Below are 23,439 nucleotides of genomic sequence, written 5' to 3'. Positions count from 1 at the left end.
TCGATGCCGACGGACTGGTTCTATCGAGGAATGGCGCACGGGGAGAAAGTGATCTGGCAGGTACAACGAAAGCACAGTTCAAGCACGACGCGACTTCACACTCCCTTTCCTGGGGCTGTAGATGAGCAGGTGATGGCAATCGTGAATGACATGAGACGCTGCGAGATAGTGGTGCAGACGCGAAGTCATTGACGATATGAGGTGCAGTACCCCGCTCGCTATCACGCGCAGCCGTCAGGAGCCCGCAACAACAATAACGACGGGACAGACAAGATGATCGACTCGACACAGACCCTTTCAGACCTCCGCTTGCTGACTCGCACTGGCGTATCTCGCACCAGCGCCTTCAAGTCCACGCTGGCCATCGCGGTGACTGCCGCGAGCCTGAGCATGGCCGCTGGCGCCAATGCCGCGACCTGGAAGATGGCCCTCGGCGATGCCGCCGGCGGCACCCAGTATGAACTGGGCAAGACCTTCGCAAGCCTGGTGGAAGAGAAATCCGGCGGCGACATCAAGGTGGACCTGTTCCCCAACGGCCAGCTGGGCAGCGAGCAGGATACCGTCAACAACGCCAGCATGGGCCTCGTTGACTTGTCCGTGGTGGCGATCAACAACCTGACGCCATTCTCGCCGACCGTCGGCGTGCTGACCCTGCCGTATGTCATCCACGGCCCGGACGATGCCAAGGCGCTGACGCAAGGCAAGATCGGCGATGAGCTGCGCGAGAACACCCTGCGCGATTCCGGTATCCGCATTCTGGGCTGGGCCTATTCCGGCTGCCGCCGTCTGACCAATTCCAAGCAGGCGGTCGCCTCACCGGCAGACCTGGAAGGCATGGTCATTCGCGTGCCCAAGAACGAGATCATGATCTCCTCCTACCAGTCCTGGGGCGTCAACCCCAACCCGCTGGCGTGGTCCGAGACCTTCACCGCCCTGCAACAGGGCGTCGTCGATGGTCAGGACAATCCCTACATCACCATCGATGCCATGAAGTTCTATGAGGTGCAGAACCACGTCACCGACAGCTGTTACGTGTTCTCGATGGAACCGCTGATCATGGGCGAAGGCACCTTCCAGAGCCTCAGCGAAGAGAACCAGCAACTGGTGCTGGCGGCCGGTGAAGAGGCGACGTCGCACAGCTATGACTACCTGCTGGCCACCGAGGATTCCATCAAGAAATCACTGGTGGAAGAGCACGGCATGACCATCACCCAGCCCGCCAATGACGAGCAGGAATGGATCGCCAAGGCCTCCAGCATCTGGCCGGACTTCTATGACAGCATCGGCGGCCGCGACAAGCTGGTCGAAGTGCTCGAGACCCTCGGACGTGATCCGTCAACCGCGCCCTGAAGACCTCCTGAACGGCTGAGGCTTTCAAGGCCCGCCCGGATTCCCCTGCCAGCCGGCACCTGTCATGAGCATGCCAAGAGCATGTCGTCGACATGTGATCGCTGGCAGGGGAAACGTGGCGTCAAGTGGTCATCGCTGGCGATGTCGGGGGATGTGTATCCATGCGGGTATTGTTGAAGTTTCTGGATAATATCGAGAACTATCTCTGCCAGTTTCTGCTGGTGGTGTTCGTCATCATTCTCTTCACGCAGATCATGCTGCGTAACCTTTTCAGCTACTCGATTCCCTGGGGAGACGAGTTGGCGACCTATGCCTTCGTGTGGTTTGCCTATCTAGGCGCCGTCTACGCCACACGCATGTCGGCGCATAACCGCGTGACCTTCCAGTTTCGATTCCTGCCGCGTTGGGTGGAAACCCTCTGCGGTGTTCTGACCGATATCATCTGGATCGCCTTCAATGCGGTGTTCATCTATTACAGCTACGACTTCGTGTTCAACAAGATGAATCTGTTCTGGAAGTCACAGACGCTGGGTGTGCCGATGAAGTACTTCTATCTGATTCTGCCGCTGGCCTTTACCGCCATGACGGTGCGCATAATCCAGACCAATTATCTCAAGTTCGTGCGCAAGGAAGACATCGTGGACCCGGATTCCCAGGCAATGGAGGAATTGAAGCAGGGCGGTGACGGCCAGGCCATTGAACCACAGGCCAGCGACGCACAGGCCAGTGATGGAAAGCCCAGTGAAAGACAGGAGGGCGGCAAGTCATGATCGATTCCACCATCATCTACATCCTGTTTGGCGTCTTCTTCCTGCTGCTGGTACTGGGCGCACCGATCACCGTCTCGCTGGGTGTCGCGGCGCTGGCGACCTATCTGAGCATCGATGAAAACCCGATGGCGTTCGTGCAGATCGCCTTTACCTCGGTGGGCTCCTTCCCGCTGATGGCCCTGCCGGCCTTCATTCTGGCCGGGGCGCTGATGGAGGCCGCCGGCATCTCGCGACGGCTGGTCGATATCGCCGAGGCCTTCGCCGGGCCGGTGACGGGCGGGCTCGCCGCCGCCACGGTATTTGCCTGCATGTTCTTCGGTGCGATTTCCGGCTCGGGACCTGCCACCACGGCGGCGGTCGGCATGTTGATGATTCCGGCGATGGCCAAGCGCGGTTACGACCGTGGCTATGCCTCGGCGATCACGGCCTCTTCCGGGGGGCTGGGGGTGGTGATTCCACCATCGATCCCGATGGTGATCTTCGGGATTTCCGGCATGGGCCTGCAGCCGCCGCCCGAAGCGGTGGCCATGCACGGTGACTTCCAGACACTGTCGATCCCGAAACTGTTCATCGCCGGCGTCATGCCCGGCGTGGTGATCGCCGGCTTCCTGTTGATGATCAACTACGTGATCTCGAAGAAACGCGGCTATCGCGGGCTGACCAACAGCTGGTCGTGGCCACATATTCGCGCCACCTTGAAGAAGGGCGTCTGGTCGATGCTGGCGCCCTTCATCATCCTGGGCGGTATCTACAGCGGCCTCTTCACGCCGACCGAATCCGCCATCGTCGCCATCGTCTATACCCTGATCGTCGGCATCTTCCTGCACAAGGAACTCAAGTGGAAGCCGACGCTGCGCACCCTGGAGACCACCACCTGGATCACCGGTCGCGTGCTGCTGATCCTGTTCACGGCGACTGTCTTTGGGCGGCTGCTGGTCGAGCAGCGCGTGCCGGCGCATATCGCCGAAGGCATGCTGGCGATGACCGACAACCTCTACCTGATCTGGGCGATGATCATCTTCTTCCTGCTGTTCGTCGGCATGTTCATGGAGACGCTGGCCGCGATCATGATTCTCACCCCGGTGCTGCTGCCGATCATGTACATGCTGGGGATGGACCCGGTGCACGTCGGCATCGTGGTGGTCTGTGCGTTGGCCATCGGCTTCCAGACGCCGCCATTGGGGGAGAACCTCTTCGTGGCCTCGGGGATAGGCGGGGCCTCCATCGAGGAGATTTCCCTGAAGGCATTGCCGTTCGCGGCGGGCTCGGTGGCGGCCATCTTCCTGATCGCCTATGTGCCTGAAATCTCGCTGTGGCTACCCAGGGTGATGGGGTACTGAAGCGCCATCTGAACGCTAGCCCTGCAATGAACGAGGAGAAGGACGATGCCGGCAGTCAAACGAATTCTGTGTTGTGTAGGCCTGCGCGGAGACTGTGAGCGGGTACTGGCGCGCTCGGTGTGGTTGGCGGGCGCGACGGGTGCCGAGTTGCATGTGCTGCACACCGTCAAGTCATTGTCGGATGACGTGATGAACACCCTCAAGGTCAACATCCGCCACAAGCCGACGCTGGAGGGCCTGATGCAGCAGCGGCTCGATCAGGCGAAAGAGAGCCTGGAAAAGATGCTGGAGGACTTCTGGAGCACCCATGACAACGGCGACCCGCGCCCGGTGATTGCGGGACTGAATGTGGTGGAGGGCTATCCGGCCTCGGAGATCATCCGCTACGCCACGCGCCATGACTGCGACATGATCATCATGGCCACCAACAAGCGCGGCTTCGTGGCCTCCTATGCGGGCAAGGTCACCAAGGGGGTGATCAAGCGCGCCAGCATTCCGGTGGTGGTGGTACCGACGCCCTGACCGCAGGAGAGAGACGCTTGAGGAAAAGCGGTACTCAGCAAGTTGGCAGATGAAAAAAGCTCGCCCCCGCAGACAATCACTGTCTGCGGGGGCGAGCTTTTTGGATCATGGCCCATCGTCAGCGTGGCTCAGGTGTCACTCGGGGCTGGACGGGATTTCCTCAGGAGTCATGTGCGCCTCAGAGCGTGCCTTCCAGCTCAGTGGCGATCTGGCGCATCAACGGTGCCCACTCCAAGAGGGAGTCGATGGAGTGGCGCAGGCGCGGCGCGTGGATCGCCAATGTCGCCTGGATCTGGCCGACCTCATCGAAGACCGGCACTGCGATGGCGACCATGCCCTGGATGAACTCCTCATCATCGGTACTCAGCTGGTTGCGCGCCACGGTGTCGAGCGCCTCTTCCAGCGTGGCCCGCGAGGTCAGGGTGCAGAGCGTGTGCGCTTCCAGCGCCAGATGTGCGAGCAGGGCGCGGCGGCGATGCAGCGGCATCAGCGCCAGAAACAGCTTGCCGCTCGCGGTGCAGTGCAGCGGCAGGCGTGAGCCGGGCGCCAGCTGGATGCGCACCGGCCAGTTGGTTTCCACGCGGTCGTAATACATCACCTCGTGGCCATCGAGCAGCGTCAAGTTGCAGGTCTCGCCGACTTCCTTCGCCAGCCGTTCCAGCAGGACACGGCGCGGCACCTTGAGGCCTTCATTGGCCAGTGCGCCCAGCGACATGCGCCGAAAGCGCGGGCCGGGCAGCAGGTGGCGGCCATCCAGATCACGGCTGATCAGCTGCTGTTCTTCCAGCTGCTTGAGCAGGCGATGGACGGTCGGCTTGGGGATGTCGAAGCGCTTCTCGAGGTCGGCGGCGCTGACGGCGTGCTGGGTGGTGACGATTTCTTCCAGCAGGCCGAGTGCGCGAAAGAGCGTCGAATTGGTGGGCGTGTCTTTGCTCATCTAGTGTCCTCATCCTGCTGTCGGGCGCATGTCACTCGGGGCGACCGGGGCCGACATGGGCAGGGTGGCAAGGCGTCAGTGCATCGATTCATCACGGCAGTGGGCCCCTTGGCGAAGGCTGCCCTGATGAGACGAAGACAGCCCCTCGCGGGGCTGTCGATGAGGCTAGTGTTACAGGTTTACCAGGAACAGGGAAAGGGAAGGCACCAGGCAGATGGCCAGCCAGCAGGCGATCAGCGCGATGAAGTAGGGAATCACGTACTTGACCAGTCTGACGTAGGAAATGCCGGTGATGCTGCTGGCCACGTACAGGTTGAGCCCGAAGGGTGGCGTGACGAAGCCGATGGCGGCACCGACCAGGAAGATGACCGAGAAGTGGATCGGATCGACCCCGGCCTGCTGGGCGATGGGCGCGAGAATCGGCGCCAGGATGATCGTCACCGGCAGGCTTTCCAGAATCATGCCCGCCAGCAGGATGATCAGCATGCAGGTGCCCAGCGTCAGGTAGTAGTTGTCGATGCCGCTGAGCATCTCGCTCAGCGCCTGACCGGCACCCAGCACCGACAGCAGCTGCTGCATGACTACCGAGATGGCGATCAGCGGTGCCAACATGCCGGCGATCTGACCCGAGCGCAGCATGATGGTCGGCAGCTTCCTGAGGCTGATCTCGCGAGTGATCAACAGCCCCGCGATCATGGTGAAGCCCACGGTGATGGCGGCGGCTTCGGTCGGCGAGAACTTGCCCGAGTAGATGCCGTAGACCACCACGCCGATGGTCGCGAAGCCCAGATAGGCCTTGCGCGCCAGCCTGGCGCTGACACCGGCCTTGAAGGGCTGCAGCTGGCCCCAGCCATTCTTGCGCGCCACCAGATAGCAGGCCCCCATCATCGCGACCACCATCAGGGCGCCCGGCACCATGCCGGCGATGAACAGGTCACTGATCGACAGGTTCATCATGAAGCCGTAGACGATGAAGATGATGCTGGGCGGAATGATGATGCCCACGGTGCCGCCGGAGGCCGCCGTGGCGGCGGCGAAGCGTTCGTCATAGCCGTTCTTGACCATCTCGGGCTGCATGATCGAGCCGATGGTGGCGGTGGTACCGGCGTTGGAGCCGGAAATCGCCGCGAACAGCCCGCAGGCGCCGAGGGTCGACATGCCCATCCCGCCGCGCATCCAGCTCAGCGTCGAGTAGGCGAAGTCGGAGAGTCGCTTAGCGATGCCCGCCGCGTTGATCAGGTCCCCCGTGAGGATGAACAGCGGCAACGCCAGCAGGCCGAAGAAGCTCAGGCCCTGGAAGAGGGTGACGCCGACATTGGCCAGCGTGAAGTCGATCACCAGACTGGTGCCGACCACCCACAGGCCGATGACGAGGAAGATGGGCACGCCGAGCAGGAAGAAGGCGGTCACGCCCGCCGTGATCAGGGAGATCCAGATACCGTCTGTCATGCTGACCTCCTCAGTCCATGATGGACGGTTGCAGGTTGAAGGAATCGCCGCGGCGATAGCGCGCCCAGTCGGCGTAGAGGTTCTGCAGTACGCGATAGATGATCATCACCCACGCCAGCGGTGTGGCGAGATAGAACCACCACTGCATGACGTTGTCGGTGCCCGGCACGATGGCGTAGTTGTCATAGGCCAGCGTCACCTGGGTGGTGGTGAAGTAGATCACCATCAGCCCGAAGCCGATCCATAGCACGGCATCGAGGATCAGGCAGGCGAACTGGCCACCGCGCGGCAGCTTCATGCGTATCTCGTTGAGGCTCAGGTGGGTGCGCTTCTTGACGTTGAGCGAGGCGCCGAACCAGGTCAGCCACAGGAACAGCAGCACGGGAATGCTGGTGCTCCAGGGGGCCTGCAGGCCGAAGAAGAAGCGCCGGATGACTTCGACGAAGATGATGCCGGCCATGCCGGAATAGGCGATCAGAATGACGACCTGTTCCAGATGGGCGTCCAGCCACAGGAAGGGACGCGCCCAGGGCGCGGCCTTCTTGAGGGCAGGTTTCTTGGTCGGTTGGCTGAAGATGGTGGTATCGCCCATTACCCCCTCCACCAGCGCTGCGGCTTGACGTTGACGGCGGCGACATCACGCGGAATCTCGCGCGCGACATCATGGATTTCCTGATAGATGTCGAGACCGCCGGACCACTTGTTGAGGCGTTCACGCCACTGCTCCCACGGCTCGGGATTGAATTCCGGCGAGCACATCTGCTCGGCGCGTGAGCGTTCGGCGTCCGACAGCGGCGCCACGCGCACGTTGTTCTCGGCGAAGACGGTGCCGGCGGCGGGGTGCTCGGTGGCACCGACGATCTCGAAGCGCCCGGCCTCGTTCATGCCCTGGGTGAAGATTTGCGCGCAGTAGGCGGACTCCATCACCTGGTCCTGCAGCTCGGAACCGAGGCTGTCGAACTTGGGCAGGCTCATGCCGGTGTGCTCGGTGCCGGCGAAGAAGCGCAGGTCGACCGCCTGGGACACCACTGGTGCCATGCCGGCGTAGGCCACGGCGCTCATCCAGGTCTCGGCGCCATCCAGCAGGCCCTGACGCAGGCCATCGAGGGTCTCTTCCCAGGCGACCGGCACCGGGTTCAGGCCCAGCTGTTCCATCGCGATGCGACCCATCTGGGTGCCGGTGACTCGGTTCTTGGTGCCCTTGAGATCATCGATGCTGGTGACCAGCGGTTTGTCCTGCCACTTGAGGCCGAGCATGATGCCGCGCAGGTCACAGTGGGTGAACAGGAACTGCAGGTTGTGGCGCTGGCGCAGCGGTTCGCGCAGTAGCTGCTCACTCTTCTTGTGATAGAAGAAGTGGAACATCGAGGCGACGGTGGGGAACAGGTAGGCGAAATCGAGCACGTTCAGATACGGCGCGCTGCCCGAGGAATTCTGGGTGGAGGCCGAGTAGATATCGACGATGCCCTGCTGGGTCTTGCCGACGCAGTCCAGCTGGTTGCAGACCTCGTTGCTGCCCATGAACTCGACGCGGATGGCGCCGTTGGTGCGCTCTTCCAGGTCGCGCGCGAAGAACAGCTGGCCGGATTTCTGGATATCGAGATTGCGCTCATTGAAGCCCGAGGCACCGAAGCGCAGCTGGAACTTGGGCGCTGTCTTGTAGCGTTTCTGCTGCTCCTGGTCGGCGGCGCGCGCCAGCGTGGACGCGGTGAGACCTGCGCCGAGGCCGGTGGCGGCCAGCAGGGTAGAGGTCAGACCGAAGCGACCCGAGATGTCGAGGAAGTCACGGCGTGACAGCTTGCTGAGTGGCGATGGCATGGTAGTGCTCCCGGTATTGTGTTTGCTTTTGTGGTGGGATGCAGGCCTGACGGCCGGGAAGTGATGTCGTATCACTCGCCCTGTGTTGGCGTTGTTATGGGTCTTGCGGTGCGGGGCTTGCTTCCGCTGTTTGTCTGGCAAGCCGTTCGTTGATCACTTCTTTAGCCAAGTGCTTGTTTATCCGTCCTTATTTTCTGTCCTTATATGCCGTTTTTATTTGTCAGGCGTTTTCGCAGTGCCTGTTCAGAGCGTGTTTGTTCAGAGCGTGTCTCTTCAGAGAGTGTCTTTTTAGAGCATGTCTCTTCAGAGAGTGCTGGAGCGCTTGTCAGACATATCCGCTATTTCTTCAAAGCCACTCCAAAGTCTCTTCAAATTCTCTTCAGAGTCTCCTCAAGCCCTCTTCAGAGTCTCCTCAAACTCTCTTCAAGCATGTCTCCAGAGCCCATGAGCCCTGCCTCTGGCCTCTCTGGTGGCTGCCATTGATGGCGGTCTGTGACGTTCTCGCTAGTTCGTCTTACATAGTTGGTCGTATAACGAGACGAAAAGTACCGTTACCGGCGTTTCAAATCTCAATGTAGGGCACTTTTTCAGCTTTGGCAAAGATATTGAGACAATACGTTTCGTATTTGACGAATCGCAATTTTGATACCATGATTATGAGACAATATGTCTCGATATGGTATATAAAATAATGAAAACAACACGTTACGCCAATGCCGACGCATCAGCCACCTATGACTACATCGTGATCGGAGCGGGGTCAGCCGGTTGCGTGCTAGCCAATCGTCTAACCGAAGACCCCTCCATCAAGGTCTTGCTGCTGGAAGCCGGCGGCTCGGACTGGAATCCGTGGATTCATGTGCCGGTCGGTTATTTCAAGACGATGCATAACCCGGCCACCGACTGGTGCTATCTCACCGACCCTGACAAGGGCATCAATGGTCGTCGGCTGCAGTGGCCGCGGGGCAAGGTGCTGGGCGGTTCCAGCTCGCTCAATGGGCTGCTGTATATCCGTGGCCAGCACGAGGACTACGACGACTGGGCGGCCGCGGGCAATCAGGGCTGGGACTACGCGTCAGTGCTGCCGTACTTCCGTAAGTCGGAGTGTCAGGCACGCGGCGCCAACCAATGGCACGGCACCGATGGGCCGCTGCATGTCTCTGACCTGCGCCTCAAGCGCGAGATCGCCGAGCGCTTCATCGAGGCGGCGGTGGAGGCGGGGATTCCGCTCAACCAGGACGTCAATGGCGAGCGCCAGGAAGGGGTCGGCTATTTCCAGCAGACCACTTACAAGGGCCTGCGCTGCAGCACGGCCAGGGCTTTCCTGCGCCCGGCCCTCACGCGCAGCAATCTGACGCTGGTCAAGCATGCGCACTGTCGCCGCGTGTTGCTGGAAGGCAAGCGTGCGGTGGGAGTCGAGTACGAGGTGAAGGGCACGATCCACACGGCACGCGCCGAGCGCGAGGTGCTGCTGTCCAGCGGCGCCATCGGCAGCCCGCAGATTCTGCAGTGCTCCGGAATCGGTGAGCCCGAGCATCTGGCCAGTGTCGGCGTCGAATGCCTGCACGCGCTGCCGGGGGTCGGGGAAAACCTGCAGGACCACCTGCAGGTTCGGCTGGTGTTCAAGACCCAGTGCCGCACTCTCAATGACGAGGTGCGTCATCCGCTCAAGAAGCTGGCGGTCGGCACTCAGTACCTCTTCACGCGTACCGGCCCGCTGACGCTGGCGGCCAGTCAGGTGTGCGCCTTTACCCAGTCGCGTGAGGGGCTGACGCGCCCTGATATCCAGTTCCACATGCAGCCGTTGAGTGCCGACAAGCCCGCCGATGGCGTGCATCCGTTCTCGGCGTTCACGTCCTCGGTGTGTCAGCTGCGCCCGCACAGTCGCGGCCAGGTGCGCATCACCAGCGCCGACGCCAGCATCTATCCTTCCATCCAGCCCAACTATCTCAGCGCCGAGGAAGACCGCCGCGTGGTGGTCGATGCCATCAAGGTGGCGCGGCGTATCGCCCAGGCAGCGCCGCTGGCCTCGGTGATCAGCGAGGAGTACGTGCCGGGCGCGCACTACCAGAGCGATGAGGAGTTGCTGGAAGCAGCGCGTCAGTTCAGCCAGACCATCTATCACCCGGCGGGCACCTGCAAGATGGGCCACGATGCGCTGGCGGTGGTGGATGACGAGCTGCGTGTCCATGGCCTGCACGGCTTGCGCGTGGTGGATGCCTCGATCATGCCGGTGATCGTGTCCGGCAATACCAATGCGCCGACCATCATGATCGCCGAGAAGGCCGCCGACATGATCAAGGCCGCCCAGGTGAACATGGCCCAGGCCAGCTAGCAGGCCTTCGTGCCTGAACGACACATCGCGGCGGGGCAGCTTGCCCGTCACCGCTTGCTGGTCTTGATGAGGAATCCGCGTGGCCACTGACAACAGTTCATCACTGCACGACACACCCATCCCGCCCACCAGCCTGTGGCGGACCCTGGAAGGGCGCGTGCGCACCATCATGCCGGGCCTGTTGATCTGCATCATCATCGCGCTGGCGACCACCTTCATCGCCGATCACTACGGCGGCCCGACGCTACTCTATGCGCTGCTGTTCGGCATGTCGCTGCACTTTCTCTCCGAGGAGGGGCCGTGCAAGGCGGGCATCGAGTTCGCCTCCAAGACGGTATTGCGCCTCGGCGTAGCCCTGCTGGGCGTGCGCATCACGCTGGAGCAGGTCGCGAGTCTCGGCCTCGGTCCGGTGATCACGGTGGTACTCGGGGTGGTGGCGACCATCCTGTTCGGCGCGCTGCTGGCCCGCGTGATGGGGCTGGACCGCGACATGGGACTGCTGACCGGCGGCTCGGTGGCCATCTGCGGTGCCTCGGCGGCACTGGCGCTGTCGGCGGTGATGCCGCGCAACGCCACCAGCGAGCGCCACACCATCATGACCGTGGTCGGGGTGACGACCCTCTCGACCGTGGCGATGATCACCTATCCGCTGATCGTCAGGCTGCTGGGGCTGGATGATGCCGAGGCCGGCATCTTCCTCGGCGGCACCATCCACGACGTGGCTCAGGTGGTGGGCGCGGGCTATATAATTTCCGAGCACACCGGGGACGTCTCGACCTTCGTCAAGCTGCTGCGGGTGGCGATGCTGGTGCCGGCGGTGATGGTCTTCATGCTGCTGTTCCGCAGTGCGCGCCAGGCCAATGGCGATGAGGGCGGCAAGGTGCCGATGTTCCCCACCTTCCTGATCGCCTTCGTGGCACTGGTGTTGATCAACAGCCTCGGCTGGGTGCCAAGCGTCGCCGTGGAAGGCTTCACTGATCTGTCGCGCTGGTGTCTGGTGGCGGCGATTGCCGCGCTGGGCGTCAAGACGTCGTTCCAGAAGCTGGCGGTGGTGGGCTGGAAGCCGGTGATCCTGATGGTGGTGGAAACCCTCTTCCTGCTGGTGCTGGTGACGCTGTGCATCAAGTTCGGGCTGGCCAGCATCTGAGCGACTCTTGGGTGTGCTCAAGTGCGAAGGGCCCCGCCGTGACTGGCGGGGCCCTTCAGGTTGAGTGCAGGGGGGGATGTTCAGTTCGTTCAGTTCGTTCAGATCAGGCGGGCTCATACAGCCAGCCAATCAGGGCGATAAGGTGGCTCAATTGCTTCCTGGCCCACGAGTCGTATGATCTGCGCTTATCGGTACGCGTCTGACGGTTGACCGTCACGTGGCGCGCCGCATCCCCATTTCTCTGGAGTCCGATCATGTCTGAATCCCTCGTGCTGGCCTGTCCGCAATGTCTCGCTCTCAATCGTGTGGCCACCGCGCGTCTGGATGACAACCCCAGCTGCGGAAAGTGCAGCGCCGCCGTGCTGCCCAAGGAGCCGCTGGAACTGACCAGCGACAACTTCGAGGCTCTGGTGGTGCGTAGTGAAATGCCAGTGGTCATCGACTTCTGGGCCAGCTGGTGTGGCCCGTGCAAGATGATGGGGCCGATCTTCAATGAAGTCGCCGCGCAGATGGGCACCCGTGTGCGTTTCGCCAAGATCGACACCGAAGCCCAGCAGGCGCTGGCCGGTCGTTTCGGCATCCGCAGCATTCCGACGCTGCTGGTGATGAAGCAGGGCAAGGAGCTGGCGCGCGAATCAGGCGTGATGCAGGCCGGTCAGCTCAAGCAGTGGCTGGCACCGCACGCGGTGTGACCATGGCCCGCGCGAGAGAAGTCCGCAGTTGAGCGTTCAGGAAACCCGGACGCAGCTCAAGAACTGACAACGCCTGACGTACAATCGCGTCAGGCGTTGTCGTCTCAGTCGGCGTTGTCGTATCAGTCGACGTAAACCATCTTGCGCGTCATGCCGCCATCGACGACATGATTCTGGCCGGTGATGAAGCCGGCCTTGTCCGAGATCAGGAAGGCCACCAGCGCGGCGATGTCATCGACATGGCCGACGCGCCCGACGGGATGCTGGGCATGGTCTTCGTCACTCAGCGACTCGGCCTCGCCGCTTTTCTGCAGGGCGCTGACGTCGATCCAGCCCGGGCTGACCGCATTGACGCGAATCTCCGGCCCGAGGCTCATCGCCATGGCGTGGGTGAGGGCGACGATACCGCCCTTGCTGGCGGCGTAGGCTTCGCTGTGCGGCTCGGACTGCAGCGCGCGGCTGGAGGCCAGATTGACGATGCTGCCGCCAGTCTCGCGCAGATGACGCGCCGCATGCTTGGCGGTCAGGAAGCTGCTGGTCAGGCTGGTATCCAGTACCTGATGCCAGCGCTCGAGTGACAACTCTTCGAGCTTGCCCTGGAAGGGATCGGCGATCGCGGCATTGTTGATCACCGCGTCCAGCCGCCCGAAGGCCTCGCAGGTAGCCGCGATGCTGGCGGCCACGGATTTCTCGTCACGCACATCCAGCGTGAAGACGCGCAGGCGCTCACCGATGTCTTCTGCGGGCTGCTCACCCGACGGCGCTGCAGGTTCTTCTGCGAGCCCGCTCGCCTGTCGCTTCTTCATCTCTCGATATTGCTGGCCTGCCTCGGCATCGATATCCGCCACGGCCACGCGCCAGCCGTGGGCGAGCAGGTAGTCGCTGATGCCGCGGCCGATGCCTTGAGCACCGCCGGTGATATAGGCCACCTTGGCTGTCTTCATGTCATTCTCCTGATGTGGTGCCGGCAGGGCGATATGACGAAGCGCTTCACACATGCTTCGTCGATGGCGCGGTGTGCTCCTGCGGGCAATGATATAGGTGCGGCGGGCGCGCGAGACAAGGGCGGTGCCCGCAGTCACCGCGCGGCGACCATGCCTCAGCATGACAGGCCTCAGAGTCGTGATGGGGCTGGCGGGTGGCGCGGCGCCTCACGGCCTGCGTTGAGGACTGATCCTGATGGCTGATTCTATTGGTCAGGGAGTTATCGCCTCGCGTGGCAGCTGTCAGACTGTGCATGAGTCCACGTCAGGCGTCAGGTGCGTCTGGGTGACCACGAGATATCGCCATTCGACGCGAGGGGCGAGGAACTCGACTGCCGGGCCGTTGCCCGAGTCCCCTCAAGCCGCAAGCGAGTGAATGAGCGAGCGGGTAGCCCCCGATGAAGTATCAGTCGCGCGAGGAATGAAGATGAACAAGGGGATGCAACACTGGCTGGCGATGGTGGCCGTGGCGGTGATGCTGATGGCCACAACGGGATGCGATGGCGTCAATGGCCCGCGCCCTACCAGCGTGGCGACGCTGCTGGAACACTCCGAGGCCTGGCAGGGCGAGCAGGTGGCCGTGCAGGGTAGGGTGCGCAGCGAAGACGTGCCCAACCGCTACTGGCTGGAAGGCGAAGGACAGCAGCGCCTGGAACTGCTGCCACCGGAGCGCATCGGTGCCTATATCGGGCGCGAGGTCCAGGTGAGTGGCCGCTTTGAATTCGAGGTCGGCGGTCAGCGCCGCATACGCCTGTCAAAGGTCACGCCGCTCGACAAGACATCGCCTGAGGAGTGAGTGAGCACTTGCTGGGGTGGTGGGCTGGAGCGGGCTTGAGAGGACTGAAGCGAATTGGAGCGGGTCAGAGCTGGCCAGCCCGGGCCGAGCAAGGCGCCTCGGCAAGCCGGAAATGGCGGGCTGGAAACGATAGTCCTCAAACGACAGTCCGCAAACGACGATGCCCCGTCGCGCACAGAGCGCAGGCGGGGCATCGTCGTGTCAGGCGAGCGGATCGATCAGGCTTTCTTGACGAAGATCGACTTCAGCTTCATCGGGCCGACGCCATCGATCTTGCAGTCGATGTCGTGATCGCCATCCACCAGGCGGATGTTCTTGACCTTGGTGCCGACCTTGACGACGGAGGAGGTGCCCTTGATCTTCAGGTCCTTGATGACGGTGACGGTATCGCCATCGACCAGCTCGTTGCCGTTGGCATCGCGGAATACCGGGCCGGCTTCCTCGACGGCAGCTTCCTTGGACCACTCATGGGCACATTCAGGGCAGACGTACTGCATGCCGTCGTCGTAGGTGAATTCGGAATTGCAGGCCGGGCAGTTCGGGAGGGCGCTCATCACGGTGTCCTGAAAGCTGTCTCGCGCTTCACCCGCTTAGAAGGCGGGCGAAGATTCAGGCCGAGACATGGTGTTGGAAGGCGCGCATCGGGCTCAAGCGGTGCGCGAACGGCGGCAAGCCTACACCGATTCCATGACAGCGACCATCCAGTGCGGCCCTTGGTCGCAATCAGCGCGCGCCACTGCGGCCTCGCATGGCAGCGTCTCAAACTACTGGCCTTGAGCCACTTACCCTCAACAACTCGCCATCAGCGCCTGACCGACGCGTGAGCCATTCGGCCGGCCTAGTTCACGGCTGATCCAGTCACCGGTGCGGGCCAGTGCTGCCAGATCCACCCCCGTCTCGATGCCCATGCCCTCAAGCAGATAGAGCACGTCTTCACTGGCGACATTGCCCGAGGCGCCCTTGGCGTAGGGGCAGCCGCCCAGACCCGCCACCGAACTGTCGATCACCGCGATTCCCTCTTCCAGCACGGCGTAGAGGTTGGCGAGCGCCTGGCCGTAGGTATCGTGGAAGTGGGCGGCGAGCTGTGTGATCGGCACCTCGCGACTGACCTGCTCCAGCATGTGCTTGGCCTTGAGCGGCGTGCCGACGCCGATGGTGTCGCCAAGCGAGACTTCGTAGCAGCCCATGGCCTTGAGCTCGCGAGCGACGGCGGCCACCTCGGCGGGGGCTATCTGGCCTTCATAGGGGCAGCCGAGCACGCAGGACACATAGCCGCGCACACGCACGCCGGCCTTGAGGGAGTGTTCCACCACTGGCGCAAAGCGCGCAAGCGATTCGGCGATCGAGCAGTTGATGTTGCGCTGCGAGAAGGACTCGCTGGCCGAGCCGAACACGGCCACCTCGCGCACACCACACTCCAGTGCCGCCTCAAGTCCCTTCATGTTGGGTGTGAGGGCGGAGTAAGTGGTCGCTGACTTGGCAGTTGTTGAATTGGCGTGGCCGTCGCGCAGCGCCAGCATGATCTCGCGGTGATCGGCCATCTGCGGCACCCACCTGGGCGAGACGAAGCTGGCGGCCTCGACATGCGCAAGTCCGCTGTCGCTCAGGCGCCGGATCAACTCAAGCTTGGTGGCAGTCGCGACGGGCACCGACTCGTTCTGCAGTCCGTCGCGCGCGCCGACCTCGACGATGCGTACTTTGCGGGGAAAGTGCATGCTGACTACTCCTTGTCCGTCTCGACCTTGCCCGCCTCGGCCTGCGCGGCCGTGAACTCGAGCAGCACATCGCCCTGGACCACGCTGTCACCGGCCGAGAAGTGGAACTGGGCGACCTCGCCATCGGCGGGGGCATTGAGGGTGTGCTCCATCTTCATCGCCTCCATCACCATCAGGGGCGTGCCCTGCGGGACAAGGCTGCCCGGCGCGACCAGCTGCGCGACTACGGTGCCATTCATCGGCGCATTCAGGGTCGCCTGGGTCTCGTGGCGCGCGTGGTCCACGGCATCGGCGCGCCGCCACAGCAGGCGTGACTCCCCCTGTGGAGTGCTGCCGGACTGGCTGTGCTGCGCTGACGACAGCACCAGCACTTCACCGCCGCGGGCCGGCGCGTGACTGGCCTGGAAGCGGCGACGATAGCCATCCAGCGTCACGGCGATGGCGTTGCCTTCAAGGCGAGTGAGTCGGCCTAGATGGTTTGTGGTCTGTCTTTCAGCTCCGCAGTGAGTGGTCACTTCAATCTGCCAGTCGCCGCGCGAGTCGCTCATCGGTGACGTATCTGAGGTGTGCGTATTCGCCAGGGAGGCATGCGTTACGGGGCGGCGCGCGATGATATGCGCCACCTTGTCGCTGCGCTCATCGGCATCGGCGTCAGCGGGCAGACACAGCGCCAGGCGTACCTGGTGTGGCAGGCCATTGCGCCAGCCATCGCGGCGCTCCCACGGGCTGGCGCAGGGCTGGCGCGGATATGATGTGCGGCTCGAATGTGATGCGTGGCTGGCTTGCTCATTCAGGCGCGAGAGCGCCAGCAAGGCACTGGCCGCGAGGCTGTCGTGGTCCAGCGTCGCGCTGGGGAACAGGCTGTCGTGATGGCGCTCGATGAAACGGGTATCCAGCTCGGCGGCGCGGAAGTCAGCATGGCCCGCCAGGCGGGACAGAAAGGCGCGATTGGTGGTGACGCCGCGCACTTCCAGCGCTGCCAGTGCGCGCAGCAGCGTCTCGAGCGCCTGTTCGCGTGTCGGCCCGTAGCTGATCAGCTTGGCCAGCATCGGGTCGTAATGCATCGAGACTTCATCGCCCTCGGCGACGCCGCTGTCCAGGCGTACCTGCCGGGCGCTCAGCCCGCCCCCTGCCAGGTCCAGCCGGAAGCGTTCCAGCACACCGGTGGCGGGCAGGAAGTCGTTGTCCGGGTCTTCGGCATAGAGACGTGCTTCGAAGCTGTGGCCGGTCAACGTCAGCTCATCCTGCTGGCGCGGCAGGCGTTCGCCCCGCGCGATGCGCAGTTGCCATTCGACGAGGTCTTCGCCGGTGATCATCTCGGTCACCGGGTGCTCGACCTGCAAGCGGGTGTTCATCTCCATGAAGTAGAAGGCGCCATGGCTTTCGCTGCCCGGTTGCGGTGCGTCGAGCAGAAACTCGATGGTGCCGGCACCGACATAGCCGATCTCGCGCGCTGCCCGCACGGCGGCCTCGCCCATCTCACGGCGCAGCGACGGCGTCAGCCCCGGCGCGGGTGCCTCTTCCAGCACCTTCTGGTGGCGACGCTGGACACTGCAATCGCGCTCGAACAGATAGACACCGCTGCCGTAGCTGTCGCAGAACACCTGGACTTCGACGTGGCGCGGCTGGGTCAGGTATTTCTCGATCAGCATGCGCTCATCGCCGAAGGCGGCGCGGGATTCACGACGACAGCTGGCCAGCGCCGCTGAAAATTCCCGCGCGCTCTCGACCACGCGCATGCCCTTGCCGCCACCGCCGGCGCAGGCCTTGATCAGCACCGGATAGCCCATGCGGTCCGCTTCGGCCTGCAGCAGCTCATCCTGCTGGTCCTCGCCGTGGTAGCCGGGCACCAGCGGCACATTGGCCGCCTGCATGCGCATCTTGGCGGCCGACTTGTCGCCCATGTCGGCGATCGCGCTCTGGGGTGGGCCGACGAAGATGATGCCGGCCTCGGCCAGCGCGCTGACGAAGGCGGCGTTCTCGGACAGGAAGCCATAGCCGGGATGCACGGCATCGGCACCGCTTTTGCGTGCGGCAGCGATCACCTTTTTGATATCCAGATAGCTTTCGCGGGCGCTGGCGGGGCCGAGACGCACGGCCTCGTCGGCCTCGCGCACATGCAGGGCATCGGCGTCGGCATCGGAGTAGACCGCCACTGTCTGGATGCCCATCGCGCGAGCAGTGCGCATCACGCGTACGGCGATCTCACCCCGGTTGGCGACCAGCAGCTTGCGGATCTCGCCGCAACCGGCGGGGAGGGTCTGGTCTGTCTCGCGGTTGGCGTTCATGGCAAGCGTCCTGTGGCGAAGGTGGCTAGGGAAATCAGGAGTAGGAAAGTTCGGAAGAGAAAAGCTCGTAAGAAAAAATCTGGCAGGCATGTCCGAAGTGGATGGCCCAGATTGATGACCAGCGCAGAGAGCGTCGACATGCTGCCAGTGGCTTCAGGCCTCTGGTGTTCACGAGGATTTCGACGTCTCGGTTGTTTGGTTCTCGGTCGGCACCCAGGGCGCCGGCGTGCCGGCGAAGAAGGCGGCCAGACCGGCCTGGCCCTGTTCGCTGACGCGCAGCTGGCTGATCACCTCGCAGCAGCGTTCACGGGTCGCGGCGCTGGCAGGTGCCTGAGCCACTTCGCTGAGCAGGGCCTTGGTGGCGCGACTGGCGGCAGGCGAGGTGGCCAGCAGGGTCTGCACCATCTCCGTGATGCGCGCCTCCAGCAGCTCATCGGGGCAGGTCTCATGGACCAGGCCGATGCGCTGCGCGGTGGCACTATCGATCACCTCGGCGCTGAGGGCATAACGGCGCATCTGGCGTGAGCCGATGGCGCGCTGCACGTAGGGGCTGATGGCAGCCGGTGCCAGCCCGATGCGTACTTCGGAGAGACAGAAGCGCGCCCGCTCGGCGGCAATCACGATGTCGCAGCAGGCCGCCAGGCCGACGGCACCGCCGAAGGTGGCGCCCTGGACACGACACACGCTGGGGCAGGGCAGCTCATCGAGCAGCTGCATCAGTCGCGCAAGCTCGCGTGAGTCGGCGAGGTTATCTTCCAGCGAATACTCGACCATGCGCTGCATCCACTTGAGATCGGCACCGGCCGAGAAGCTCTTGCCCTCGGAGGCCAGCACTACCACACGCACCTCGTCGCGGCTCGCCCTGATGTGCAGGCTTTCCAGATGCTGATTCAGCTCCGCAATCAGCAGATCATCGAAGGCGTTGTGCACCTCGGGGCGCAGCAGAGTGAGGCGGGCGACGCCGTGTTGATCTATCTCGAGGCGACTCGATTGGCGCGGTTCTGTCATCGTGCTTTCTTCCATTCTGTTAGCTTCAAGATGACTATCGCTATTCAGTGCAAGCCACATGCATCGTTGTGGCGCTTGACGGTTTACATGCGAAGCACACCGAAGCGACTGTCCTCGATCTCGGCATTCATGGCCGCGGCCAGTGACAGACCGAGGATGTCGCGGGTCTGCAGCGGGTCGATCACACCGTCATCCCACAGGCGCGCACTGGCGTAGGTCGGGTGGCCCTGACGCTCGTACTGCTCGCGTACCGGCGCCTTGAAGGCCTCTTCTTCCTCGGCGGGCCACTCGCGCCCCTCACGGGCATGCTGGTCGCGCTTGACCTGTGCCAGCACGTTGGCGGCCTGCTCGCCGCCCATCACCGAGATGCGTGAGTTGGGCCACATGAACAGCAGGTTGGGGTCATAGGCGCGCCCGCACATGCCGTAGTTGCCCGCGCCGAAACTGCCACCGATCAGCACCGTGAACTTGGGTACCCTGGCGCAGGCCACCGCCGCCACCAGCTTGGCGCCGTGCTTGGCGATGCCTTCGTGCTCGTAGCGCGAGCCGACCATGAAGCCGGTGATGTTCTGCAGAAAGATCAGCGGAATCCGGCGCTGGGTGCACAGCTCGATGAAGTGCGCGCCCTTGAGGGCGCTTTCCGAGAACAGCACGCCATTGTTGGCGAGAATGCCGACCGGATGGCCATGCAGATGCGCGAAGCCGGTGACCAGTGTCTCGCCGTACTCGCGCTTGAACTCGTCGAAGTCCGAGTCATCCACCAGTCGTCCGATCACTTCGCGCACGTCGTAGGGTTTCTTGAGATCGGTACCGACGATGCCGTAGAGCTCCTGCGGGTCCAAGCGTGGCGGACGCGATTCACGCAGCGCGAGCTGGCCCTTGCGCTGCCAGTTGAGGCGCGACACGGCGCGGCGAGCCAGCTGCAGGGCATGGGCGTCGTTGTCGGCCAGATGGTCGGCCACGCCGCTGATCTTGCAGTGCACCTCGGCGCCGCCCAGCGCCTCGGCGCTGATGTCCTCACCGGTGGCGGCCTTCACCAGCGGCGGCCCCGCCAGGAAGATGGTGCCTTGCTCGCGCACGATGATGGATTCGTCCGCCATCGCCGGCACGTAGGCGCCGCCTGCGGTACATGAGCCCATCACCACGGCGATCTGCGGGATACCCTCGGCAGACAGCGTGGCCTGGTTGTAGAAGATGCGGCCGAAGTGGTCGCGGTCCGGGAAGACCTCGTCCTGATGGGGCAGATGCGCGCCACCGGAATCGACCAGATAGAGGCATGGCAGGCGATGCTTGCGGGCGATTTCCTGGGCGCGCAGATGCTTCTTGGCCGTCATCGGGAAGTAGGTGCCGCCCTTGACGGTGGCGTCGTTGGCGACGATGACGCACTCCACGCCGCTGACACGGCCGATGCCGGTGACCAGGCCCGCGCCGGGGACGGGGCTGTCGTAGACGTCGTGGGCCGCCAGCGCAGAGAGTTCGAGGAAGGGCGAGCCTTCATCGATCAGGTGGTCGATGCGTTCGCGCACGAACAGCTTGCCGCGCGACTCGTGACGTTCACGCGCCTTGTCACCGCCACCGGCCGCGACGGTCTCCAGCAGCTGGTGCAGGCGATCGACCTCGGCCTGCATCGCCGCTTCATTGGCGCGGAACTGGTCACTGCGCGGATTGATCAGGGAGGTCAGTATGGCCATCGAGCAAGCTCCAGCGGCGAAGGGATACGAAAAAGAGTAGGGGATGACGAGAGGTCTCAGGCGCTCTCGTTGAACAGTTCACGCCCGATCAGCATGCGGCGAATCTCGCTGGTGCCGGCGCCGATCTCGTAAAGCTTGGCGTCTCGCAGCAGGCGTCCGGTGGCGTACTCGTTGATGTAGCCATTGCCGCCGAGCAGCTGGATGGCATCCAGCGCCATCTGGGTGGCCTTCTCGGCGCAGTAGAGAATCACGCCCGCGGCGTCCTTGCGTGAGGTCTGGCCGCGATCACAGGCATTGGCGACCGCATACAGATAGGCGCGACAGGCATTGAGCGTGGTGTACATGTCGGCGACCTTGCCCTGCACCAGCTGGAATTCACCGATGGCCTGGCCGAACTGACGACGCTCATGCAGGTAGGGCACCACGATATCCATGCAGGCCTGCATGATGCCGATGGGGCCGGCGGCCAACACGGTGCGCTCGAAATCGAGCCCACGCATCAGCACCTTGACGCCACGATTGACCTCACCCAGCACGTTCTCGACCGGTACCTGGCAATCCTGGAAGACCAGTTCGCAGGTGTTGGAGCCGCGCATGCCGAGCTTGTCGAGCTTCTGGGCGGTGGAGAAACCGGGGAAGTCACGCTCGATGATGAAGGCGGTGATGCCCTTTGAGCCGGCGTCCGGGTCGGTCTTCGCGTAGACCACCAGGGTGTGGGCATCCGGGCCGTTGGTGATCCACATCTTGTTGCCATTGAGCACGTAGTGATCGCCGCGCAGCTCGGCCTTGAGCTGCATCGAGACCACGTCAGAGCCGGCGCCGGGTTCGGACATCGCCAGCGCGCCGACATGCTCGCCGCTCATCAGTTTCGGCAGGTAGCGTGCCTTCTGCTCGGCGGTGCCGTTGAGCTTGATCTGGTTCACGCACAGGTTGGAATGCGCGCCGTAGGAGAGCGCCACCGAGGCGCTGGCGCGCGAGATCTCTTCCATCGCGATGCAGTGCGCCAGATAGCCCATGCCGCTGCCGCCGTCCTCGTCGGGCACGGTGATGCCGAGCAGGCCCATGTCGCCGAACTTCTGCCACAGGTCATCGGGGAAGGCATTGCTGGCATCGATCTCGGCGGCGCGCGGGGCGATCTCGTCGCGGGCAAAGGCGTTGACCTGCTCACGCAGCAGGGTGTGTGTCTCGTCGAGTCCGAAATCCAGCGGTGAATAGAGGCTGTGCATGATCTGGCATCCTGTAGATCGGTGAAGCGCGATGAGCAAGGCCCGCCAAGGGCTGTGATGACCTGATGGCGAACGTCTGTCGCAAAAGGACTGTCGCGAACGGTCTATCACGAAGGGCTTATCAAGTCCGCCCGTCATGGGCCGCCTTGGCGTGTGATGGAAATTACTCTAGGTCAAAGTTGACGTTAACGTAAAGGTCATTGTGCGGCGCTTTGACCAAGGTCGCAGGGCTTGCGGCAGACGATCAGCAGGGAGACTCGAGAGGGGAGTGCCAGGTCGAGAAGCTCAGTTAAATAACGTCAGGGAGAGAAAGTCAGTCAGAGGGGCTCAGTCAGAGAGACTCAGGTCGAGAAGGTCAGGTAGAGAAAGTCATTGAGAAAAGGTCGTTGAGAGAGCGTCATTGGGAGAAAGTCAGCTCAGGAAACGAAATTGCTCCGGCATCGCCGAGGTGACTTGATAAGCTGAGACGCTGTAGTCACTGTTGATTGAGGAAGTCGTGAGGGCGTCAGTGAGGAGCATTCCCGTCCCCTGCCTGGTGTCACCGGCACACTCCAGTGTGCAAGTGCGCTGACTCGGCAGCGCTTTCCACCATTCCAGACTCATGCTCACCTGCCTAGAAGGACCTACTCGATGAGTGATGACGCCGCCCCGGCAGTCCGCTTCAGCGGCCTGCACAAGGGCTTTGCCGGTCAGCGCCTGTTTGAAGGCATTGATCTTGAACTGCCGCGTGACCGTATCACCGCCCTGGTCGGTGCCAGTGGCTGTGGCAAATCGACCCTGCTGCAGCTGATCAACGGCCTGATCCGCCCGGATGAAGGTGAGGTGAAGGTATTCGGCGCCGCCGTCGATTACGCCAACCTGCCAGCCATGCGCCGGCGCATCGGCTATGCCGTCCAGCAGATCGGCCTCTTTCCCCATCTCAGCGTGCGCGACAACGTCGCCATTCTTGCTGACCGCGAAGGCTGGAGCGCCGAGCGCGTCAAGGCACGCATCGCGCGTCTGTTCCAGATGATGGATCTCGACATGGCGCTGCTGACCCGCTATCCCCACGAGATTTCCGGCGGTCAGGCCCAGCGCGTCGGGCTGTGTCGCGCCATGATGCTGGAGCCACCGTTGCTGCTGCTCGATGAGGCCTTCTCGGCCGTCGACCCGATCACGCGCATCGAGGTGCATGCCCAGTTCCAGCGCATGCAGCAGGAGGAGCCGCGCAGCGTGGTGATGGTCACCCACGACATGAACGAGGCGCTGAGCCTGTCCGATCACATGGTGGTGATGGCGCCCGGCGTGGTGCTGCAGGCCGCCAGCCCCGACACCATCACCACGGCGCCAGCGGATGAGCGCGTGGCCCGACTGCTGGAGGCTCGCGCATGAA

At 63.2% G+C, this 23,439-nt stretch carries 20 protein-coding genes; 9 read left to right on the top strand and 11 right to left on the bottom strand.

Annotated features, from left to right (window positions below; translation table 11 throughout):
* The first annotated feature begins 273 nt into the window (after nt 1–273).
* The 4 genes from AOG28_RS04840 (at nt 274) to AOG28_RS04825 (ending at nt 3,982) form a co-directional block, all read left to right on the top strand.
* Nucleotides 274–1,350 carry a TRAP transporter substrate-binding protein gene (locus AOG28_RS04840; RefSeq protein ID WP_235506945.1) on the top strand — a complete coding sequence of 359 codons (1,077 nt, stop codon included), beginning with the start codon at nt 274–276 and terminating at the stop codon, nt 1,348–1,350.
* 161 nt (nt 1,351–1,511) lie between these two features.
* Nucleotides 1,512–2,120: a TRAP transporter small permease gene (locus AOG28_RS04835; RefSeq protein ID WP_063124264.1), complete on the top strand. Its 609-nt coding sequence runs from the start codon at nt 1,512–1,514 to the stop codon at nt 2,118–2,120.
* Nucleotides 2,117–3,460 carry a TRAP transporter large permease gene (locus AOG28_RS04830; RefSeq protein ID WP_197738683.1) on the top strand — a complete coding sequence of 448 codons (1,344 nt, stop codon included), beginning with the start codon at nt 2,117–2,119 and terminating at the stop codon, nt 3,458–3,460. The genes AOG28_RS04835 and AOG28_RS04830 overlap by 4 nt, the downstream gene beginning before the upstream one ends.
* A 45-nt stretch (nt 3,461–3,505) precedes the next feature.
* A complete protein-coding gene (locus tag AOG28_RS04825; RefSeq protein ID WP_043331347.1) occupies nt 3,506–3,982 on the top strand; it encodes a universal stress protein in 477 nt (158 codons plus the stop codon).
* A 178-nt stretch (nt 3,983–4,160) separates the two neighbouring features.
* On the opposite strand, the gene AOG28_RS04820 is transcribed toward AOG28_RS04825, so the two are convergent.
* The 4 genes from AOG28_RS04820 to AOG28_RS04805 form a co-directional block, all read right to left on the bottom strand.
* Nucleotides 4,161–4,919, bottom strand: coding sequence for an IclR family transcriptional regulator (locus AOG28_RS04820; protein WP_054555519.1), 759 nt, complete (start codon nt 4,917–4,919; stop codon nt 4,161–4,163).
* A gap of 171 nt (nt 4,920–5,090) precedes the next feature.
* Nucleotides 5,091–6,368 carry a TRAP transporter large permease gene (locus AOG28_RS04815; RefSeq protein WP_054555518.1) on the bottom strand — a complete coding sequence of 426 codons (1,278 nt, stop codon included), beginning with the start codon at nt 6,366–6,368 and terminating at the stop codon, nt 5,091–5,093.
* A 10-nt stretch (nt 6,369–6,378) separates the two neighbouring features.
* Complete coding sequence (locus tag AOG28_RS04810) at nt 6,379–6,960, bottom strand: TRAP transporter small permease (RefSeq protein ID WP_082388272.1); 582 nt, start codon at nt 6,958–6,960, stop codon at nt 6,379–6,381.
* Nucleotides 6,960–8,186 carry a TRAP transporter substrate-binding protein gene (locus AOG28_RS04805; protein WP_172978708.1) on the bottom strand — a complete coding sequence of 409 codons (1,227 nt, stop codon included), beginning with the start codon at nt 8,184–8,186 and terminating at the stop codon, nt 6,960–6,962. Before AOG28_RS04805 ends, AOG28_RS04810 begins: the two co-directional genes overlap by 1 nt.
* A 691-nt stretch (nt 8,187–8,877) precedes the next feature.
* Between AOG28_RS04805 and AOG28_RS04800 the strand changes: the two genes are divergently transcribed.
* The 3 genes from AOG28_RS04800 (at nt 8,878) to trxC (ending at nt 12,360) form a co-directional block, all read left to right on the top strand.
* Complete coding sequence (locus tag AOG28_RS04800) at nt 8,878–10,521, top strand: GMC family oxidoreductase (protein WP_054555517.1); 1,644 nt, start codon at nt 8,878–8,880, stop codon at nt 10,519–10,521.
* 79 nt (nt 10,522–10,600) lie between these two features.
* The gene (locus AOG28_RS04795) at nt 10,601–11,668 is read left to right on the top strand and encodes a YeiH family protein (protein WP_235506944.1); all 1,068 of its coding nucleotides are present in this window, start codon (nt 10,601–10,603) and stop codon (nt 11,666–11,668) included.
* Between the two features lie 254 nt (nt 11,669–11,922).
* The gene (trxC, locus tag AOG28_RS04790) at nt 11,923–12,360 is read left to right on the top strand and encodes a thioredoxin TrxC (protein ID WP_043331344.1); all 438 of its coding nucleotides are present in this window, start codon (nt 11,923–11,925) and stop codon (nt 12,358–12,360) included.
* Between the two features lie 122 nt (nt 12,361–12,482).
* On the opposite strand, the gene AOG28_RS04785 is transcribed toward trxC, so the two are convergent.
* A complete protein-coding gene (locus AOG28_RS04785; RefSeq protein ID WP_054555716.1) occupies nt 12,483–13,304 on the bottom strand; it encodes an SDR family oxidoreductase in 822 nt (273 codons plus the stop codon).
* Between the two features lie 466 nt (nt 13,305–13,770).
* Here AOG28_RS04785 and AOG28_RS04780 point away from each other — a divergent pair, with 466 nt between their 5' ends.
* Nucleotides 13,771–14,139, top strand: coding sequence for a hypothetical protein (locus tag AOG28_RS04780; RefSeq protein ID WP_043331343.1), 369 nt, complete (start codon nt 13,771–13,773; stop codon nt 14,137–14,139).
* Between the two features lie 218 nt (nt 14,140–14,357).
* On the opposite strand, the gene AOG28_RS04775 is transcribed toward AOG28_RS04780, so the two are convergent.
* The 6 genes from AOG28_RS04775 to AOG28_RS04750 all read right to left on the bottom strand — a co-directional run bounded on the left by AOG28_RS04775 (nt 14,358) and on the right by AOG28_RS04750 (nt 22,067).
* The gene (locus AOG28_RS04775; RefSeq protein WP_043331342.1) at nt 14,358–14,693 is read right to left on the bottom strand and encodes a zinc ribbon domain-containing protein YjdM; all 336 of its coding nucleotides are present in this window, start codon (nt 14,691–14,693) and stop codon (nt 14,358–14,360) included.
* Nucleotides 14,694–14,927: 234 nt separating this feature from the next.
* Nucleotides 14,928–15,854: a hydroxymethylglutaryl-CoA lyase gene (locus tag AOG28_RS04770; protein ID WP_054555516.1), complete on the bottom strand. Its 927-nt coding sequence runs from the start codon at nt 15,852–15,854 to the stop codon at nt 14,928–14,930.
* A gap of 5 nt (nt 15,855–15,859) precedes the next feature.
* Nucleotides 15,860–18,142: an acetyl/propionyl/methylcrotonyl-CoA carboxylase subunit alpha gene (locus tag AOG28_RS04765; protein WP_054555515.1), complete on the bottom strand. Its 2,283-nt coding sequence runs from the start codon at nt 18,140–18,142 to the stop codon at nt 15,860–15,862.
* Between the two features lie 168 nt (nt 18,143–18,310).
* A complete protein-coding gene (locus AOG28_RS04760; RefSeq protein ID WP_054555715.1) occupies nt 18,311–19,150 on the bottom strand; it encodes an enoyl-CoA hydratase-related protein in 840 nt (279 codons plus the stop codon).
* Nucleotides 19,151–19,233: 83 nt separating this feature from the next.
* Nucleotides 19,234–20,841 carry a carboxyl transferase domain-containing protein gene (locus AOG28_RS04755; RefSeq protein ID WP_054555514.1) on the bottom strand — a complete coding sequence of 536 codons (1,608 nt, stop codon included), beginning with the start codon at nt 20,839–20,841 and terminating at the stop codon, nt 19,234–19,236.
* 56 nt (nt 20,842–20,897) lie between these two features.
* Nucleotides 20,898–22,067 carry an isovaleryl-CoA dehydrogenase gene (locus AOG28_RS04750; protein WP_043331338.1) on the bottom strand — a complete coding sequence of 390 codons (1,170 nt, stop codon included), beginning with the start codon at nt 22,065–22,067 and terminating at the stop codon, nt 20,898–20,900.
* A gap of 630 nt (nt 22,068–22,697) precedes the next feature.
* Here AOG28_RS04750 and AOG28_RS04745 point away from each other — a divergent pair.
* On the top strand, nt 22,698–23,438 hold the full coding sequence (locus AOG28_RS04745) for an ATP-binding cassette domain-containing protein (protein WP_054555513.1): 741 nt from the start codon (nt 22,698–22,700) through the stop codon (nt 23,436–23,438).
* The last annotated feature ends 1 nt before the right edge of the window (nt 23,439 follow it).

The organism is Cobetia sp. UCD-24C, from assembly GCF_001306765.1.
In the GTDB taxonomy this organism is placed as follows: Bacteria; Pseudomonadota; Gammaproteobacteria; order Pseudomonadales; family Halomonadaceae; genus Cobetia; species Cobetia amphilecti.
Note: the sequence above shows the minus strand (reverse complement) of the source record. Positions and strands in the feature narration are given on the sequence as shown.

Coding starts and splice junctions, on each gene's coding strand:
- AOG28_RS04775 (WP_043331342.1), bottom strand. CDS start 14,693: ATGAGCGCCCTCCCGAACTGCCCGGCCTGCAATTCCGAATTCACCTAC.
- AOG28_RS04750 (WP_043331338.1), bottom strand. CDS start 22,067: ATGCACAGCCTCTATTCACCGCTGGATTTCGGACTCGACGAGACACAC.
- AOG28_RS04840 (WP_235506945.1), top strand. CDS start 274: ATGATCGACTCGACACAGACCCTTTCAGACCTCCGCTTGCTGACTCGC.
- AOG28_RS04785 (WP_054555716.1), bottom strand. CDS start 13,304: ATGAAGACAGCCAAGGTGGCCTATATCACCGGCGGTGCTCAAGGCATC.
- AOG28_RS04830 (WP_197738683.1), top strand. CDS start 2,117: ATGATCGATTCCACCATCATCTACATCCTGTTTGGCGTCTTCTTCCTG.
- AOG28_RS04765 (WP_054555515.1), bottom strand. CDS start 18,142: ATGAACGCCAACCGCGAGACAGACCAGACCCTCCCCGCCGGTTGCGGC.
- AOG28_RS04810 (WP_082388272.1), bottom strand. CDS start 6,960: ATGGGCGATACCACCATCTTCAGCCAACCGACCAAGAAACCTGCCCTC.
- trxC (WP_043331344.1), top strand. CDS start 11,923: ATGTCTGAATCCCTCGTGCTGGCCTGTCCGCAATGTCTCGCTCTCAAT.
- AOG28_RS04820 (WP_054555519.1), bottom strand. CDS start 4,919: ATGAGCAAAGACACGCCCACCAATTCGACGCTCTTTCGCGCACTCGGC.
- AOG28_RS04760 (WP_054555715.1), bottom strand. CDS start 19,150: ATGACAGAACCGCGCCAATCGAGTCGCCTCGAGATAGATCAACACGGC.
- AOG28_RS04825 (WP_043331347.1), top strand. CDS start 3,506: ATGCCGGCAGTCAAACGAATTCTGTGTTGTGTAGGCCTGCGCGGAGAC.
- AOG28_RS04780 (WP_043331343.1), top strand. CDS start 13,771: ATGAACAAGGGGATGCAACACTGGCTGGCGATGGTGGCCGTGGCGGTG.
- AOG28_RS04805 (WP_172978708.1), bottom strand. CDS start 8,186: ATGCCATCGCCACTCAGCAAGCTGTCACGCCGTGACTTCCTCGACATC.
- AOG28_RS04755 (WP_054555514.1), bottom strand. CDS start 20,841: ATGGCCATACTGACCTCCCTGATCAATCCGCGCAGTGACCAGTTCCGC.
- AOG28_RS04835 (WP_063124264.1), top strand. CDS start 1,512: ATGCGGGTATTGTTGAAGTTTCTGGATAATATCGAGAACTATCTCTGC.
- AOG28_RS04770 (WP_054555516.1), bottom strand. CDS start 15,854: ATGCACTTTCCCCGCAAAGTACGCATCGTCGAGGTCGGCGCGCGCGAC.
- AOG28_RS04800 (WP_054555517.1), top strand. CDS start 8,878: ATGAAAACAACACGTTACGCCAATGCCGACGCATCAGCCACCTATGAC.
- AOG28_RS04815 (WP_054555518.1), bottom strand. CDS start 6,368: ATGACAGACGGTATCTGGATCTCCCTGATCACGGCGGGCGTGACCGCC.
- AOG28_RS04745 (WP_054555513.1), top strand. CDS start 22,698: ATGAGTGATGACGCCGCCCCGGCAGTCCGCTTCAGCGGCCTGCACAAG.